Annotated in this window: 12 protein-coding genes and 1 pseudogene; 12 read left to right on the forward strand and 1 reads right to left on the reverse strand. The window is 76.4% G+C overall.

Going from position 1 to position 15,690, the window contains the following annotated elements:
• Positions 1-49 precede the first annotated feature (49 nt).
• The 7 genes from JIG38_RS20470 to JIG38_RS18315 all read left to right on the forward strand — a co-directional run bounded on the left by JIG38_RS20470 (position 50) and on the right by JIG38_RS18315 (position 6,725).
• Positions 50-1,888, forward strand: a complete 1,839-nt coding sequence (locus JIG38_RS20470; protein ID WP_233405246.1) for a metallophosphoesterase family protein — start codon at positions 50-52, stop codon at positions 1,886-1,888.
• Positions 1,889-2,042: 154 nt separating this feature from the next.
• The gene (locus JIG38_RS18290; protein WP_199425152.1) at positions 2,043-2,723 is read left to right on the forward strand and encodes a copper resistance CopC family protein; all 681 of its coding nucleotides are present in this window, start codon (positions 2,043-2,045) and stop codon (positions 2,721-2,723) included.
• Entirely contained in the window at positions 2,720-3,481 is a 762-nt protein-coding gene (locus JIG38_RS21165) for a YceI family protein (RefSeq protein ID WP_199425153.1), read from the forward strand. Before JIG38_RS18290 ends, JIG38_RS21165 begins: the two co-directional genes overlap by 4 nt.
• A gap of 64 nt (positions 3,482-3,545) precedes the next feature.
• Complete coding sequence (locus JIG38_RS18300; protein WP_199425154.1) at positions 3,546-4,466, forward strand: metal ABC transporter solute-binding protein, Zn/Mn family; 921 nt, start codon at positions 3,546-3,548, stop codon at positions 4,464-4,466.
• On the forward strand, positions 4,463-5,224 hold the full coding sequence (locus JIG38_RS18305; RefSeq protein WP_199425155.1) for a metal ABC transporter ATP-binding protein: 762 nt from the start codon (positions 4,463-4,465) through the stop codon (positions 5,222-5,224). Before JIG38_RS18300 ends, JIG38_RS18305 begins: the two co-directional genes overlap by 4 nt.
• On the forward strand, positions 5,221-6,060 hold the full coding sequence (locus JIG38_RS18310) for a metal ABC transporter permease (RefSeq protein WP_199425156.1): 840 nt from the start codon (positions 5,221-5,223) through the stop codon (positions 6,058-6,060). The genes JIG38_RS18305 and JIG38_RS18310 overlap by 4 nt, the downstream gene beginning before the upstream one ends.
• Positions 6,061-6,110: 50 nt before the next feature.
• Complete coding sequence (locus tag JIG38_RS18315) at positions 6,111-6,725, forward strand: metal-dependent transcriptional regulator (RefSeq protein WP_199425163.1); 615 nt, start codon at positions 6,111-6,113, stop codon at positions 6,723-6,725.
• Between the two features lie 30 nt (positions 6,726-6,755).
• Here the strand turns inward: JIG38_RS18315 and JIG38_RS18320 are convergent, their stop codons facing one another.
• Positions 6,756-8,591, reverse strand: coding sequence for a helicase HerA-like domain-containing protein (locus tag JIG38_RS18320; protein WP_199425157.1), 1,836 nt, complete (start codon positions 8,589-8,591; stop codon positions 6,756-6,758).
• 137 nt (positions 8,592-8,728) lie between these two features.
• Here JIG38_RS18320 and JIG38_RS18325 point away from each other — a divergent pair, with 137 nt between their 5' ends.
• The 5 genes and pseudogenes from JIG38_RS18325 to JIG38_RS18345 form a co-directional block, all read left to right on the forward strand.
• The gene (locus JIG38_RS18325) at positions 8,729-9,844 is read left to right on the forward strand and encodes a fatty acid desaturase family protein (protein WP_199425158.1); all 1,116 of its coding nucleotides are present in this window, start codon (positions 8,729-8,731) and stop codon (positions 9,842-9,844) included.
• A 92-nt stretch (positions 9,845-9,936) separates the two neighbouring features.
• Positions 9,937-12,867, forward strand: a complete 2,931-nt coding sequence (gene leuS, locus JIG38_RS18330) for a leucine--tRNA ligase (protein ID WP_199425164.1) — start codon at positions 9,937-9,939, stop codon at positions 12,865-12,867.
• A 51-nt stretch (positions 12,868-12,918) separates the two neighbouring features.
• Positions 12,919-13,785, forward strand: coding sequence for a DegV family protein (locus JIG38_RS18335; protein WP_199425159.1), 867 nt, complete (start codon positions 12,919-12,921; stop codon positions 13,783-13,785).
• 184 nt (positions 13,786-13,969) lie between these two features.
• Positions 13,970-15,130, forward strand: a complete 1,161-nt coding sequence (locus tag JIG38_RS21170; protein WP_307845022.1) for a ComEA family DNA-binding protein — start codon at positions 13,970-13,972, stop codon at positions 15,128-15,130.
• Positions 15,111-15,690: pseudogene (locus JIG38_RS18345) on the forward strand (hypothetical protein); the annotation flags it as partial. The gene JIG38_RS21170 and the pseudogene JIG38_RS18345, both read left to right, overlap by 20 nt.

Here is a 15,690-nt window from a genome sequence, read left to right on the forward strand (position 1 = left end):
CGCGGACCGGTGGCCCCGGCGGCGCCGGATCGACGAGGCTAGGGACGCCATGACGACCGAGCCGCCGCAGACGCAGCCGCCGCAGACGCAGCCGCCCCGGACCGGGACGCGCGCACCCCGCAGCCGCACGCGCCGGGTCCTGCGGTGGTTCGGGCTGCTGCTGGCGCTGCTCGTGCCCTCGGCCGCGTGGGGCGTCGCGACGGCGTCGGCCGAGGCGACCCTCGGCCCGCACCTCGCGCGGTACGAGGTCACGGTCGACGGGGACGTGACGATCGACCTCGGCCCGCTCGGCACGCTCGTGACGGACTCGCCCCTGCCGCTCGCGCTCGGGGCGCGCGTGGTCGTCCACGAGATCCCGCGCGAGGTGACGTCGGTCGAGCCCGCGGACACGCTCGAGGCCCTCGGCGGCGACCTTCGCGGGTACGTGCAGTTCTTCAGCGCGCCCGGTGCGGCCATCGAGACCGCCGTCGAGCGGCTCGTGCTGGACGCTGCGCGGCGTGCCGCTCTCGCGATGGTCGCGCTCGCGCTCGGCTCCTGGCTGGTGCGCGCGGCGCTCGGGCCGGCGCGCCGCGGCGAGCTGCTGGAGACCGCGCGCCCCTACACGGGCGTCGCGGCCGGCGCGACGGCGGTCGCGATGCTCGTGACGGGGACGCTCACCGCGAGCGGCGAGCGCGCGCTCGACGACACGACGTCGGCGGCCGCGTCCCGGGTGTTCGACGGGACGCCCCTGGAGGGCGCCCGCATCACGGGTCGCCTCGCGGGCGTCATCGACACCTACGGCGGCTACGTCGTCGACGCGTACCGCGAGAACGAGGCCTTCTACGACGGTGCGACGGCCACCCTGCGCGAGGCGTGGGCCGAACGCGAGGAGAGCGACGTCGCGCTCGCGGCGGCGCGTGAGGCGCTGCTCGGGACCGACGGCGCGCCGGCACCGTCCGCCACGGACCCTGCGCCGGGGGAGACCGCCGGACCCCCGCCGACGCCGTCCGCGGTGGCGACTGGCGGCGCCGCCGACGAGGACCCTGCCGACGAGCCGGCCGACGAGGGACCCGCCGACGACGGCACGGCACCGGCCGGCCCGACGGTGGCGCCGGACCGCGAGCGCGAGGACGCGCCCGAGCCGGTCGTGCTCCTCGTGGTGAGCGATCTGCACTGCAACGTCGGCATGGCGCGCGTCATCCGCGCCGCGGCCGAGCTGTCCGGGGCGCAGGTGGTCGTCAACGCGGGGGACACGACGGTCAACGGCACCGCGGTCGAGGAGTACTGCGTCGAGGCGTTCGTCGACGCCGTGCCCGGCGACGCCGTCATGGTCGTCGCGGACGGCAACCACGACAGCGAGCAGACGAGCGCCCAGGAGCGCCGTGCCGGCGCGCGCGTGCTCGACGGCGAGGTCGTCGAGGTGGGGGGCCTGCGCATCCTCGGTGACAGCGACCCGAACGCGACCCGCATCGGCGTCGGCACCGTGCCCGTGGGCGAGGAGTCGATCGGCGCCGCCGCGCGGCGCCTCGCGGACGTGGCGTGCGCCGACGAGGAGGGCGTCGACCTGCTCCTCGTGCACAACCCGAACGTCGGGAACCTCGCGCTCGAGGAGGGGTGCGCCCCCGCCCAGGTGTCCGGGCACCAGCACCGGCGGATCGGGCCCGTCCGCTTCGGCGAGGGCGTGCGCTACGTGAGCAGCAGCACGGCGGGCGCCGCCCTCGGGCAGGCGACGATCGGACCGCTCAACGGCGTGGCCGAGATGACGGTGCTGCGCTGGGACCCCGCGACGCGGTCGGTCCTCGACCAGCGGCTCGTGCGCGTCATGCCGACGGGCGAGGTGCAGGTCGGCTTCGCGGTCGCGTGGCCCGTGGCCGACGACGTGGACGCGCCGCGCGCCGGGGCGCGCTGACGGGCGGCGATCGGAGCTCCGGCGCGTCGCACGGACGGGTGACCCTCGGTCCCCGGCCGGGTGGCTGTCGGGGGCGCGGCCGCGCGCGGCGTACGGTAGGTGCCGCCGTCGAGCGGCGGGAGCGGTCCCGCCAGGCGCGTCCGGGAGGAGAGTCGTGGTGCAGCAGGTCGTCCGGGGACCCGTCGTCGCACGAGGGGTCCGGGGACCGACCTGGCACCGCGCACCGGCGCGGCGGGCCGCCGTCGCCGCCGTGCTCGCGACGCTCCTCGCGGCGCTCGCCGCCCCGCTCGTCGCCGCCCCTGCGGCAGCGCACGACCAGCTCGTCGCCAGCGACCCGGCCGACGGCGCGGTGCTCACCGCGATCCCGTCGCAGGTCACGCTGACGTTCTCGGCGGAGCCGCTCGCCGGCGTGGGCGGTGCCGCGGTCGTGGTCACCGGCCCGGACGGCGCGTCGTGGTCCGAGGGGGAGCCGGCGGTCGAGGGCACGACGGTGACGCAGGCGCTGCGACCGGGCATGCCCACGGGCGCCTGGACGGTCGCGTGGCGCGCGCCGTCGTCGGACGGGCACGTGCTCGAGGGGACGTTCGGCTTCACGCTCGACGTCCCGGCCGCGGCGCCGACCGCCGGGCCCACGACGGCGCCCACCGGCGAGCCGGTCACCCCCACCGAGGCGCCGAGCGCCGAGCCCGCGCCCGAGCCGTCGGACGCCGCGGCCACCGACGAGCCCGACGTCGAGGTCGACCCTCTCCCGTGGCTGTGGGCGGGCGTGGTCGTCGTCGCGCTGGGCGGCCTCGCGCTCGCCGTCGCGCTGCGCCGACGCGGGGGCGGCGCGTGACGGCCGGCCCCGGCGGGTCGCGCGGAGCGGCCGCGCCGCCGCCCGCACCCCAGCTCCCGCCCGAGCACCGCCGGCGCTGGCTCGTCACGACGCTCGTCGCCGTCGTCGTGGCCGTCGGGCTCATCGTGGGTGGGCCCTGGTTCTACGCGCGCGTCCTGGCGCCGGACGCGCGCGCGCCGCTGACGCTCACGACGCCGACCGCGACGCCCACGGCCGACGCCGACGCCCCGCCGGCCACCCTCGACGTCGAGGGGGCGTGGCAGGTGGGCGCCGGGTCCGCGGCGGGGTACCGCCTGGGCGAGGTCCTCTCGGGCGAGCAGGTCACGGTCGTCGGGCGCACGGAGGAGGTGACCGGCTCGGCGACCGTCGCGGCGGGGCAGCTCACCGAGGCGACGGTCGTCGTCGACACCGCGTCGATCACGACCGACGAGTCGGCCCGGGACGCGTTCTTCCGGCGCGCGCTCGACACGACGACGTTCCCCGAGGCGACGTTCGTGCTCTCCGCGCCCGTGGACGTCAGCGCGGTCGGGACCGCCGTCGGGCCGGTCGCCGTGGCGGCCACGGGCACGCTGACCTTCCACGGCGTGAGCCAGGCGGTCACCGCCGAGCTGCAGATCCAGCGCACGGCGGACGGGATCGAGGTCGCGGGCCAGGTACCCGTGACGCTCGAGGCGTTCGGCCTGGAGGCGCCCGACCTCGGCTTCGTCACGGTGGAGCCGGCGGGCGCCGTGGAGCTGCTGCTGGTGCTCGTGCGCTGAGGGGCCGCTCCCGGGCGGTCCCGGCCCGCTGGCCCCGAGCGGACGGCGCGGCCTAGAGTTCGGTGTGCCGAACTTCCGGTGGGCCCCGCGGGTCGCGGCGGCGTCGGGGGCCGTGGCGCTCGCCGCGGGACTCGCCGCGTGCGCCCCGCGCGCCGAGGCGGCCCCGGACCCGCGCCCCGTCGTCCTGGCGACGTTCACGGTGCTCGCCGACATCGCCCAGGTCGTCGCCGGACCGGACGTGCGCGTCGAGTCGCTCACCGGCGTCGGCACCGAGATCCACGGTTACGAGCCCACCCCGGACGACCTGCGCCGCGCCGCCGAGGCGGACCTGCTCCTCGCCAACGGCCTGGGTCTCGAGGCGTGGCTCGACGGCCTCGTCGCGCCGCTCGACATCCCGACCGTCCTCCTCACGGACGACGTCGAGCCCCTCGCCATCGCGGGCAGCGAGCACGCCAACCCCCACGCGTGGATGTCGCCCGCCACGGGACGGGCGTACGTCGAGGCCGTGCGCGCCGCGCTCACCGACCTCGCGCCGGCCCACGCCGACGCCTTCGCGGCGCGCGCCGCCGCGTACACGGCCGAGCTCGAGGCGCTGCACGCCGAGCTCGTGGGCCGGCTCGAGGCGCTCGAGGACGACCAGCGGATGCTCGTGACGTGCGAGGGGGCGTTCTCGTACCTCGCGCGCGACGCCGGCCTCGACGAGGCCTACCTCTGGCCGGTCAACGCCGAGCGGCAGGGCACGCCGCGGCAGGTGGCCGCCGTCGTCCTGCGCGTGCGGGACGCGGACGTGCCCGCGGTGTTCTGCGAGTCGACCGTCTCGCCCACCGCCCAGCAGCAGGTGGCGCGGGAGACGGGCGCGCGGTTCGGCGGCACGCTCTACGTCGACTCGCTCTCCGAGCCCGGCGGCCCCGTGCCCACGTACCTCGACCTGCTCCGGCACGACGTCGACGTCGTCGTCGCGGGACTGACGGGAGCAGCGCCGTGAACGACGCGTCCCTCCGGCCGGACCCCGGCCACGCCCTCGAGGTGACCGACCTCACCGTGCGCTACCGCGACGTGCTGGCGCTCGACGCCGTGACGCTCGCCGTCGAGCCGGCGCAGGCGTGCGGCCTCGTGGGCATGAACGGGTCGGGCAAGTCGACGCTCCTCCAGGCGTGCGCGGGCCTCGTGCGGCCGCGCCGGGGGTCGGTCCGCGTGCTCGGGCGCACGCCCGACGAGGCACGCCGTGAGGGCCTCGTCGGGTACGTGCCCCAGGTCGACCAGATCGACAAGGACTTCCCGGTCGTCGTGCACGACGTCGTCCTCATGGGCCGCTACCACCGCGGCGCGTCGTGGCGGCGCCCCCAGCGCGCCGACCGCGCCGCGGTGGACGCCGCGCTCGACCGCGTGGGCCTCGCCGACCTCGCGGGGCGCCGGATCGGGCGGCTCTCGGGCGGGCAGCGCCAGCGCGTCCTGCTCGCGCGGGCGCTCGCCCAGGGCGCGCGCCTGCTCCTGCTCGACGAGCCGTTCACCGGGCTCGACGTCGTGTCGACCGCGGCGGTCACCGCCGTGCTGCACGAGCTCGTGGCCGACGGCGTGACCGTCGTCGTCTCGTCGCACGACCTCCGCACGCTGCCCGACCTGTGCCGCACGGCGGTCCTGCTGCACCGCACCGTCCTGGCGTCCGGCCCCACGGCCGACGTCGTCACGCCCGAGAACCTCGCCCGGGCGTTCGGCCTCGACCCGACCGGGAGCGCGCGATGAGCTGGTGGGAGCTGCTGGCCGAGCCGTGGCAGTTCGCCTTCATGCAGCGGGCGCTGCTCGTGACGCTCGTCGCGTCGGTCGTGTGCGCGCTGCTCAGCTGCTGGCTCGTGCTCATCGGCTGGTCACTCATGGGCGACGCCGTCTCGCACGCCGTCCTGCCCGGGGTCGTGCTGTCCTACCTGGTCGGCGCGCCGTTCGCGGTCGGTGCGTTCGTCTTCGGCGTCGGCGCGGTCGCGCTCATCGGGACCGTCCGCGAGTCGACGCGGCTCAAGGAGGACGCCGCGATCGGCGTCGTGTTCACGACCGTGTTCGCGGTCGGGGTGGTCCTCGTCTCGACGACGCCGAGCCAGATCGACCTCTCGCACATCCTCTTCGGCAACGTGCTCGGGGTCTCCGACGTCGACATCGTCCAGGTGCTCGTGCTCGCTGCGGTCGCGTTCGCGGTGCTCGTCCTGCTGCGCCGCGACTTCACGCTCTACGCCTTCGACCGGGTGCACGCCCACGTCGTCGGGATGGACGTGCGGCGCACGCGCGTCCTGCTGCTCGGCCTGCTCGCGCTCACCGTCGTGGTGGCGCTCCAGGCCGTCGGCGTCGTGCTCGCCGTCGCCATGCTCATCACGCCCGGCGCGACGGCCTCGCTGCTCACCGACCGCATCGACCGCATGCTGGTCGTCGCGCCCGTGGTCGCCGCCGTGTGCGCCGTCGTCGGCATCTGGACGAGCTACCTGCTCGACGCCGCCTCGGCGGGCCTCGTCGTCGTGTGGCAGGGGGTCGCGTTCGGGCTCGCGTGGGCGTGGTCGCGGGTGCGCGCACGCCGCCTCGAGGCGGTCGCGTGAGCCCCCGGACGGCACGGACCGGGCCCGGGGCGGGCCAGCGCGGCGGGCGGGTGCCGGGCCTCACGCCCGTCGCCGAGGACTACCTCAAGGTCGTCTGGAACCTGGGGGAGTGGTCCGACGAGCCCGTGACCACCTCGATGCTCGCCCGGCGCCTGGGCGTCGGCCTGCCGTCGGTGTCCGAGACGCTCGGACGCCTCGTCGCGCGCGGCTGGGTCGAGCACGAGCGGTACGGCTCGGTCCGGCTCACGGCCGAGGGCCGCGCGCTCGCGGTCCGGATGGTGCGGCGCCACCGGCTCGTCGAGACGTGGCTCGTCGAGCACCTCGGGTACGCGTGGGACGAGGTCCACGACGAGGCCGAGGTGCTCGAGCACGCCGTGTCGGACCTCTTCGTGGAGCGGCTGGACGCGCTCCTCGGCCACCCGGTCCGCGACCCGCACGGCGACCCCGTCCCGCGCGCGGACGGCACGGTCGCGCGGCCCGACGCGGTGCTGCTCGCGACCGTGCCGGCGGGAGTGCACGTGCGCGTCGCGCGCATCGACGACGAGGACCCGGACGTGCTGCGCGAGTGCGCCGCGCTCGGCGTGGGGCTCGACGACGTCGTCGCGGCGCCCGGGGGCCTCAGCCCGCGCGCGGCCGCGGCCGTGCGCGTCGTCGTGCTCGGCTGACGCGCCGGCGCCGGCGGACGCGGTGCGGGCTCAGCGTCGGCGCGTGCCGAACACCGAGCGCGTGATCTCGCGCCCCAGCGCGGTGCCGGCCGAGCGCAGGAAGGAGTCCAGCGGGCTCCCGGCGCGCGATCGCGTGCGGGGCGCGGGTCGCGACATGCGCTCCTCGATGCGGCGCAGCTCGCGCTCCTGGCGCTCGGCCTCCTTGCGCGCCGCGGCGGCCGACCGCTCGGCCTCCCTGCGGGCTGCCTCGGCCTCCTCCGCCGCGGCCTCATCCGCCTCCGCGCGCGCGGCGTCCTCCTCGGCCTGCGCGGCGCGCGCCGACAGCAGCTCGTAGGCCGACTCCCGGTCGACGGCCTCGGCGTAGCGCGGGGCGAGCGGCGAGGCGGCCACGAGGGCGGTCATCGCGTCGGCCGGGAGCGGCGCCATGGACGAGAGGGGTGCGCGCAGCCGCGTCCAGGCGACGGGCGTCGGGGCGCCCTTCTCGGACAGGACGGTGACGAGCGCCTCGCCGGTGCCGAGCGTCGTGAGCAGCTCCTCGAGGTCGTAGTCCGAGTGCGGGAAGGTGCGCGCCGTGGCGCGCAGGGCGCGTGCGTCGTCGGGCGTGTGGGCGCGCAGCGCGTGCTGGACCCGGTTGCCGAGCTGCGCGAGGACGTCGGCCGGCACGTCCTTGGGCGTCTGCGTGACGAAGAAGACGCCGACCCCCTTGGAGCGCACGAGGCGCACGGTCTGCGTGACCTGGGTGAGGAAGTCGTCGGACGCGTCCGTGAACAGCAGGTGCGCCTCGTCGAAGAAGAAGACCAGGCGGGGCCGGTCGACGTCGCCCACCTCCGGCAGCTCGGAGAAGAGGTCGGCGAGGAGCCACATGAGGAACGTCGAGAACAGCGCGGGGCGGTCCTGGACGTCGGGCAGCTCGAGCGCCGAGATCATGCCGCGGCCGTCGGGCGCCGTGCGCAGCAGGTCGGCGGTCGAGAACGCCGGCTCGCCGAAGAAGACGTCGGCACCCTGGGCCTGGAGCGCGACGATCTCGCGCAGGATGACGCCCGCGGTCGCGGCGGAGAGCCCGCCGATGCCCTTGAGCTCCGCCTTGCCCTCGTCCGAGAGCAGGAAGGCGATCGTGGCGCGCAGGTCCTTGAGGTCGAGCAGGCCGAGGCCCTGCGTGTCGGCCCAGTGGAAGACGAGGCCGAGGCTCGACTCCTGGGTCGCGTTGAGGCCCAGGACCTTCGACAGGAGCAGGGGGCCGAAGTCGGTCACGGTCGTGCGGATCGGGATGCCCGTGCCGAGTCCGCCCAGCGTGTAGAGCTCGACCGGGAAGCGCGACGCCGCCCACGGCTGGCCGATGCTCGTGGTGCGCGCGGCGAGCGCCTCGCTCGGGGTGCCGGGCGCCGCGAGGCCCGAGAGGTCGCCCTTGATGTCCGCGACGAACACCGGGACCCCGGCGGCCGACAGGCCCTCGGCCATGACCTGGAGGGTCTTGGTCTTGCCCGTGCCGGTCGCGCCGGCGACGAGGCCGTGCCGGTTCATCATCCGCAGCGGGAGCCCGACCTGCGCCGACGCCGTCGCGGCGCCGTCCTCGACGAGCGCGCCGAGGGGGAGGACCGCGCCCTGGGCCGCGTAGGCCTCCGCGACCGTGCCCGCCCAGTCGGACGGGGCGTCCGGGGCGAGCTCCGGCGTCGCGGCGCCGTCGGCCCGGGTGCTCGCCGCTTCGTCCGTCGGGGGAGCCACGGTCTCGGCCGCGAGGCGCACGGCCTCGGCCCTCGCCTCCGCGGCCTCGGCCCGTGCGAGCGCGGCCTGCGCCCGCGCCTCCGCGGCCTCCGCCCGTGCCTCGGCCGCCGCGAGGAGGGCATCCCGCGTGCTGTCGTCCGTCATGGGCCGACTCTAGGGCCGCGACGCGCCGTGGACTCCAGTGTCGCTCCGAGGGCGGCCGGGTTACGCTTCCGTAGGTTGGACCGATCGGATGTGGTGCCGTCGGCATCGCGTCGACCCCCCATCAGACCGGGATGCATATGAGCGCCGACGTCGTACCCTCCACCTCCACCTCCACCTCCACCGAGGCCGCGGAGGCCGGCTCGCCACGCGAGCGGCAGGTCAGCGAGTTCACCGCACTGACGCGGACCGTGCAGGAGGCGGGCCTCATGCGCCGTCGCTATGCGTACTACTGGACGCGGTTCGCGGTGCTCACGCTGCTCCTCCTGGGCATCGGCGCGGGCGTCGTCCTGCTCGGTCACACGTGGTGGCAGCTCGCGCTGGCCGCCGCGCTCGCCCTCGTGCTGGGCCAGGTGATGTTCCTGGGGCACGACGCTGCGCACCGGCAGATCTTCAACTCGGGCCGCTGGAACGACTGGGCCAGCCTGGTCATCGCGAACCTCTACGCGGGCATGAGCTACGGCTGGTGGCAGCACAAGCACAGCCGTCACCACGCGAAGCCCAACCAGGTCGGGGCCGACCCGGACATCGCCACGGGCGCGCTCGTGTTCCACACCGAGGAGCTCGCGGCGCCGCGCAGGGGCCTCGTCGGCTGGTTCACCCAGCGCCAGGGCTGGCTGTTCTTCCCCCTGCTGCTGCTCGAGGGGCTCAACCTCCACATCTCCGGCGTCAAGACGATCTTCGGGCGGGGCGAGGTCAAGCGCCGTCCCGTCGAGATCGCCTTCGTGACCCTGCGGCTCGGCGGGTACCTCGCGCTCGTGTTCTGGGCCCTGCCCGTCGGTATGGCGTTCGCGTTCCTGGGCGTCCAGCTCGCGATCTTCGGCCTCTACATGGGCGCCGTGTTCGCGCCGAACCACAAGGGCATGCCCATCGTGCCGCCGGACGCGCGGATCGACTTCCTGCGTCGCCAGGTGCTCATGAGCCGCAACGTGCGCGGCGGCCGGTTCACCGACCTCATGATGGGCGGCCTCAACTACCAGGTCGAGCACCACCTCTTCCCGAACATGGCGCGCCCGCACCTGCGCCACGTGCAGCCGATCGTGCGCGAGTTCTGCGCGAGCCGCGGCATCCACTACACCGAGACGTCGCTGATGCGCTCCTACGCGATCGTCATCGCCTACCTCAACAAGGTCGGCCTCGCCGCGCGCGACCCGTTCCAGTGCCCGCTCACCCTGGAGTACCGCTCCGCGCGGTGACGTCCGACGTCGGGATGCGGGCGGGCCGGGCGGGCCGCCGACGGTAGCCTTGCCCGGTGCACAACCCCGATCCCAGCGCTCCCACCGGCCCCGTGACGACCCCCGCGACCAGCCCGGACGGCGGCGGCCGCGCCACGGCCTCGACGCCCCCCGAGGCGCCGCTGCGCTACACGGCGGCGCTCGCCTCGGAGATCGAGCAGCGCTGGCAGGACCGCTGGGAGGAGCAGGGCACCTTCTGGGCCGCGAACCCGACGGGGCGCCTCACCGACGCCGAGGGCCGCCACGCGGACCCGGCGTCCCGCTCGTTCTTCCTCATGGACATGTTCCCGTACCCCTCGGGGGCTGGCCTGCACGTCGGGCACCCGCTCGGCTACATCGCGACCGACGTCGTCGGGCGGCACCGGCGCATGTGCGGCGACAACGTCCTGCACGCGCTGGGCTACGACGCCTACGGCCTGCCCGCCGAGCAGTACGCGGTCCAGACCGGGCAGCACCCGCGGAAGACGACCGAGGAGAACATCGTCACGATGCGGCGCCAGCTGCGCCGCCTGGGGCTCGCGCACGACGCGCGGCGCACCTTCGCGACCACGGACTCCGAGTACGTCCGCTGGACGCAGTGGATCTTCCTGCAGATCTTCGAGTCCTGGTACGACGACGCCGCGCCCCGGCCCGACGGCGGCACGGGCCGCGCGCGCCCGGTCGCCGAGCTGGTGGCGGCCTACGAGCGGGGCGAGCGCGAGGTGCCGGCCGGGCTCTCGGGCGGTCGTGCCTGGGCCGAGCTGGACGCGGTCGAGCGCCGGCGCGTCGTCGACGCCCAGCGCCTGGCCTACGTCTCCGAGACGCCGGTCAACTGGTGCCCCGGCCTGGGCACGGTGCTGGCCAACGAGGAGGTCACGGTCGACGGCCGCTCCGAGCGCGGCAACTTCCCGGTCTTCAAGCGCAACCTGCGCCAGTGGAACATGCGGATCACGGCCTACGCCGACCGCCTGCTGGCCGACCTCGACCTCATCGACTGGCCCGAGAAGGTCCGTGCGATGCAGCGGAACTGGATCGGCCGCTCCGAGGGCGCGGCGGTGACCTTCGAGGTCATCGGCGGGTCCGCGGTCGAGGTCTTCACGACGCGTCCGGACACGCTGTTCGGCGCGACGTTCATGGTGGTCTCGCCCGAGCACCCCCTGCTGGACGAGGTGCCGGCGGCGTGGCCGGACGGGACGCACGCCGCGTGGACGGGCGGCCACCGCACGCCGGTCGCAGCGGTCGCGGCGTACCGCGCGGAGGCTTCGGCCAAGAGCGCGGTCGAGCGCCAGGCCGACGCGGGCCGCAAGACGGGCGTCTTCACGGGCCACCTCGCGATCAACCCCGCCAACGGCGAGCAGATCCCCGTGTTCACGGCCGACTACGTGCTCATGGGCTACGGCACGGGCGCGATCATGGCCGTGCCCGCGCAGGACGAGCGCGACTGGGCCTTCGCCGAGCAGTTCGAGCTGCCCGTGGTCCGCACGGTCGCGCCCCCCGAGGGCTGGGACGGCGGGGCCTGGACCGGCGAGGGCGTCGCGATCAACTCGGCCAACGACGAGGTCAGCCTGGACGGGCTGGGCGTCGACGAGGCCAAGCGCACGATGATCGCGTGGCTCGAGGGGCGCGGGGTCGGTACCGGGACCGTGACCTACCGCCTGCGCGACTGGCTGTTCAGCCGGCAGCGCTACTGGGGCGAGCCGTTCCCGGTCGTCTACGACGAGCACGACCTGCCGATCGCGCTGCCCGACCACCTGCTCCCGGTCGACCTGCCCGAGGTGCCCGACTACTCGCCGCGCACCTTCGCGCCCGACGACGTCACGTCGATGCCCGAGCCGCCTCTGGGGCGCAACGAGGAGTGGGTGCACGTCGAGCTCGACCTGGGCGACGGGCCCCGCACCTACCGGCGCGACACCAACACGATGCCCAACTGGGCGGGGTCGTGCTGGTACTACCTCAACTACCTCGACCCGGGCCGGCGCGACGTCGTCGTGGACCCCGGGCTCGAGCGGTACTGGATGGGTCCGGGGCACGACGCCGACGCGGGCGCCTCGGGCGGCGTGGACCTGTACGTGGGTGGCGTCGAGCACGCGGTGCTGCACCTGCTGTACGCGCGCTTCTGGCACAAGGTGCTGCACGACCTGGGCCACGTCTCGAGCGTCGAGCCGTTCCGCACGCTGTTCAACCAGGGCTACATCCAGGCGTACGCGTACACCGACGCGCGCGGCGCGTACGTCTGGGCGCACGAGGTGGTCGAGGACGACACCGTGCCCAGCGGGTTCTCCTGGCAGGGCCAGGAGGTCTTCCGCGAGTACGGGAAGATCGGCAAGTCGCTGAAGAACAGCGTGACGCCCGACGAGATGTACGACGCCTACGGCGCCGACACCTTCCGGCTCTACGAGATGTCGATGGGTCCGCTCGACCTGTCGCGGCCGTGGGAGACGCGCGCCGTCGTCGGGTCGCAGCGCTTCCTGCAGCGGCTCTGGCGCAACGTCGTCGACGAGACGACAGGCGAGCTCGTCGTCACCGACGACGCGCCGTCGGAGGCGACGCTGCGCGTGCTGCACCGCACGGTCACCGACGTGCGCACCGAGATGGAGGCGATGCGGTTCAACACGGCCATCGCCAAGCTCATCGTCCTCAACAACCACCTCACGACCCTCGACGCGGTGCCGCGCGCGGCCGCCGAGACGATCGTGCTGCTGCTCGCGCCGCTCGCACCGCACATCTGCGAGGAGCTGTGGGAGCGCCTCGGGCACGACCGGAGCCTCGCGCGCGAGCCGTATCCGGTGGCCGACGAGGCGTGGCTGGTCGAGGAGACCGTGACGTGCGTCGTCCAGGTCCAGGGCAAGGTGCGTGACCGGCTCGAGGTCCCGCCGTCGATCGGCGAGGACGAGCTGCGCGAGCGGGCGCTCGCGACCGCGGGGGTGCAGCGCGCGCTCGACGGCCGCGCCGTGCGCACGGTCATCGTGCGGGCGCCCCGGCTCGTCAACGTCGTCCCCGCGTGACGCTCGCGGCGTGCGGCGCGGGACGGTGAGCGTGCGGCGCTGGGGCACCTCGTGAGCCCGACGACGCCCGCGGGCCGCGTCGCGGTGGTCACCGACTCGACCGCGTCCCTGCCGGACGTCGTGCCGGACGGGGCGGACGTCGTGGTGGTGCCGCTCCACGTCGTCGTCGACGGCACGGCCCACCTCGAGGGCGTGGACCTCACGCCCGCGCGTCTCGTGGCGGCGCTGCGCGCGGGCGCGCAGGTCACCACCTCCCAGCCGGGGCCCGAGGCGTTCGCGCGCGCGTACTCGCGTGCGGCGGCCCGCGGCGCGCGCGAGGTCGTGTCGGTGCACCTCTCGGCCGAGCTCTCGGGCACGGTCACGTCGGCCGCGATCGCGGCGCAGACGTCGCCCGTGCCCGTGCACGTCGTCGACTCGCGGTCCGTCGGCATGGGCCTGGGGTTCCCGGTGCTCACCGCGCTCGCGGCCGCGCGGGCCGGCGAGGACGGAGCCGCGGTGGCGCGCGCCGCCGAGCGACGCGCGGCGACCACGAGCGTCCTGTTCGCCGTCGACACGCTCGAGCACCTGCGGCGCGGCGGCCGGCTCGGCCCGGTCGCCGCGGCGGTCGGGACCGTGCTCGGGCTGCGTCCCGTCCTCGGCGTCCGGGACGGCCGCATCGAGGTCGTCGAGAAGGTCCGGACCAGCGCCCGCGCGCGCACCCGTCTCGTCGAGCTCGTCGCCGACGGCGTCGCGCGGCGCGGGGCCTTCGACCTCGCCGTCCACCACCTGGGCGACGCGGCGTCGGCGGAGGAGCTCGGGGATCGGCTGCGCGCCTCGTGCGGCCCGGGCCTGCGGGACCTGCACGTCGCCGAGATCAGCGCCGTCGTGGGTGCGCACGTGGGTCCGGGCGTGCTCGCGGTCGTCGCCGCGGACCACTAGCGACGGACGGATCGCGCGCCGGGACCGCGGGCACGACGGGACCGCTGACGCCGCGGCGCGCTTCCGGGCTCGCACGGGCGCGCGGGCGCCGCCGGCGGGGGCGCACCCGTCCACAGGTGGAGCTCGTCCACGGCCTGTGCGGTCCCGCCCGCCCGCGCGGCGCGGGGCTTGCGACGGTCGGGCCGTGGCCACGCAGGACGTCAGCTCGGCAGCGACCGCGCACCGCGGCGCCGACCCCTCGGCTACCGACGCGCGGCGCCGCCTGCGCGCGCTCGCCGCGGCGGCGCAGACGCGGCCCCCCGTCCCGCCTGAGTCGCAGGAGGCGGCGCCGCGCGGGGGACCGGCGGGCGCGAGGGCGACCGGGTGGGTCCCGGCGCGCGAGGCGCCGACGCGCGGGGGTGCGCCCCGGTGGTCCCCGGTGCGCGCACCCGGCATCGAGGGCACCGTGGTGGAGTCGCCGCGCGACGTCGACGGCACCGTGGTGGAGCCCGCGCCCGACGGTGACGGCGGTGCCGCGGGCGGCGACGGCTCCGGGCTGCGCCGGCGCGCGCTGGCCGCCGCCGTCACGGGCTACACGGCCGCGCACGGGCACCCGCTCGAGCACCCGGCGGCGGGCGACGGCACCCGGGGACGTCCGCGGTGGGCGGTGCGGCCGGGCGCGGTGGCGGTCGCGGTGCTCGTCCTCGTGGTCGTCGCCGGGCTCGTCGGCTGGCGGGCGCTGCGGCCGGCACCCTCGGTCGTCGTCGACCGCGGCGGCGCGGCCACGCCCGCCGCGTCCCCGTCGCCCGGGGCGGACGCGGTCGGAGCGGACGCGCCGGTCGGCGCGGACGGTGGTGACGGTGCGGTCGCGACGGGCACCACGGTCGCGACGGACGTCACGGGCGCAGGGGGCGGCAGCGGGACGGCAGGGGGCGCGGGCGATGTCGTGGTGCACGTCGTCGGCCAGGTCGTCGCGCCGGGCGTGCTCGCACTGCCGGCCGGGTCGCGCGTCGTCGACGCGCTCGCCGCGGCGGGCGGGCCGCTCGCCACCGCCGACCTCGCCGCGCTCAACCTCGCGCGCGAGCTCGTCGACGGCGAGCAGGTGGTCGTGCCGCAGCCGGGCGACCCGCCGGTCCCGTCCGCCGGTCCCGCGGGCGGCGTCGTCGCGCCGGACGCGCCCCTCGACCTCAACGCGGCCGACCTCGCGGCGCTCGACGGGCTCCCCGGGATCGGGCCGGTGCTCGCCGAGCGCATCCTCGCGTGGCGCGACGAGCACGGCCGGTTCACGTCCGTCGAGGAGCTCGCCGAGGTGCCCGGCATCGGGCCCGGCCTCCTGGGTGACCTGCGTGACCTCGTCCGCGTCTGACGGCGCCGCGGGCCCCCCACTGGACCTGCGCCTCGTGCCGACCGCGCTCGCCACCTGGGTGGCGTGCGGCGTGGCCGTGGGGTCCGGGGCGCACGAGGTCGCCGCGGGGGGAGCGCTGCTCGCGGCGACGGCCGTGCTCGTCGCGGCGTGGGGGTGGTGGGCCGCGCGTCACGGACGCGTCCACGCGCCGGGGCGACCGCGCGGCGGGCGGGCGGCGGGCCGTGCGGCGCGCGGACGGGCGGCCGTCGCGTCCGCGTGGCCCGGTGCGGTGCTCGTCCTCACGGCCGTGTCCGTCGCGCTCGCGGGCTGCGCGGTCCAGCTCGCGGTGCGGGAGCGCGGCGGGCTCGCGCGAGCCGCCGGGGAGCGCGCGGTCGTCGCGGTCGACGGGGTCGTGCGGTCGGGTGCGCGCCCCGTGGCCTCGGCGTGGGAGGGCGAGGCGTCGCGCTGGGTGGTCGAGGTCTCCGTCGACCGCGTGGTGGTCCGGGGTGCGGAGCACCCCGGCGGCGGCGGCGCCCCCCGGCTGGGCGCCCACCGGTGGTGCCCGCTCGCCCGCGCCACCC

This window comes from Actinotalea solisilvae (assembly GCF_016464425.1).
Classification (GTDB): domain Bacteria; phylum Actinomycetota; class Actinomycetes; order Actinomycetales; family Cellulomonadaceae; genus Actinotalea; species Actinotalea solisilvae.

Coding starts and splice junctions, on each gene's coding strand:
- JIG38_RS20470 (WP_233405246.1), top strand. CDS start 50: ATGACGACCGAGCCGCCGCAGACGCAGCCGCCGCAGACGCAGCCGCCC.
- JIG38_RS18310 (WP_199425156.1), top strand. CDS start 5,221: ATGAGCTGGTGGGAGCTGCTGGCCGAGCCGTGGCAGTTCGCCTTCATG.
- JIG38_RS18320 (WP_199425157.1), bottom strand. CDS start 8,591: ATGACGGACGACAGCACGCGGGATGCCCTCCTCGCGGCGGCCGAGGCA.
- JIG38_RS18325 (WP_199425158.1), top strand. CDS start 8,729: ATGAGCGCCGACGTCGTACCCTCCACCTCCACCTCCACCTCCACCGAG.